This is a genomic window from Paraburkholderia sp. Cpub6, assembly GCF_014201065.1.
Classification (GTDB): Bacteria; Pseudomonadota; Gammaproteobacteria; order Burkholderiales; family Burkholderiaceae; genus Paraburkholderia; species Paraburkholderia tuberum.
In genome coordinates this window covers 1-1182 of record NZ_JACHDM010000091.1, presented here as the reverse complement: position 1 = coordinate 1182, position 1182 = coordinate 1, and the positions used below count along the sequence as shown (strand labels likewise).

Sequence of the window (1182 nt, the reverse complement as noted above, 5' to 3'; positions counted from 1 at the left end):
TAAGGCTACGCTGAACAAGCCGCGAATTCGGCAGCGTGTCAGCAATTTGAACGTCGCCAAGTCATGAGGCCGAGCTTGAGCCATTGCTTTTCGACCCTCGCGGGCTTGTTGGGCGGGCGGGTTGCCCGCCTTTCGCCCACTATGGGCGTACCGGTGGCATCAGTTTCTTGCGCGCCAGGTAGACGTTCGCCAGTGCGAGCGCGACGAACGCCCGGTTGGCATTCTTTGCCAGCCCGCGATAGCGCACCTTCGTAAATCCCCACAGTCGCTTCACGACGGCGAAGACATGTTCTACCCGGGCGCGAATCTTCGACTTGTTGCGGTTCTTGCCCCGTTGCACTTCGTCGACTTCGCCGCCCGCACGGCGCGTGCGCTGATTGGTAAAGTCGCGCGCCCTGGGCGCCTTGCTGTGGATCAGCTCCTTCTGGCTCGCATAGGCGCTGTCGCCGTAGACGCGCCGCTCCTGTCCGTGCAGCAATTGCGGCAGTGGATGCTTGTCATGCACGTTGGCCGGCGTAAGCACCGCGCTGTGCGCCAGCCCGCTCTGGCTGTCCACACCGATGTGCAGCTTGGCGCCGAAGTACCATTGGCGACCCTTGCGCGTCTGATGCATCTCGGGGTCGCGCGCCTTCTGCTCATTCTTCGTCGAGCTCGGCGCGCCGATGATCGTCGCGTCCACGATGGTGCCGCTTTTGAGCTTCATGCCGCTGGTCTGCAGCACCCGGCCGACTTCGGCAAACAATTGCTCGCCCAGTTTGTGCGTCTCCAGCAGGCGCCGGAATTTGAGCAGCGTCGTCGCGTCCGGTACGGCTTCACAACCCAGGTCAATTCCGGCAAAGCGACGCAGGCTGGCGCTGTCGTAAAGTGCCTCTTCGCAAGCGAAGTCGGCCAGATTGAACCAGTGCTGCACGAAATGGATCCGCAGCATGCGCTCCAGACCAATTGGCGGGCGGCCATTGCCGCGCTTCGGATAATGCGGCTCGATCACCGCGCACAGTTGCGCCCATGGCACGATCGCGCTCATCGTGTCGAGAAACTCGTCGCGCCGCGTGCGTTTGCGGTGGGTCTCGAAACCCGCACCTTGATCGGCTGCCATCGCCAGCGTCTGCTGCTTCATCCTGTTTCGCCTTCTTCGTTCAATCCGATTTCTATAACGCTTGAGGTACCGGATCGGTGGACTTA

At 61.9% G+C, this 1182-nt stretch carries 1 protein-coding gene; it reads right to left on the bottom strand.

Going from position 1 to position 1182, the window contains the following annotated elements:
* Nucleotides 1-139: 139 nt before the first annotated feature.
* Complete coding sequence (locus HDG33_RS36830) at nucleotides 140-1117, bottom strand: IS5 family transposase (RefSeq protein WP_184041229.1); 978 nt, start codon at nucleotides 1115-1117, stop codon at nucleotides 140-142.
* Nucleotides 1118-1182: the final 65 nt, after the last annotated feature.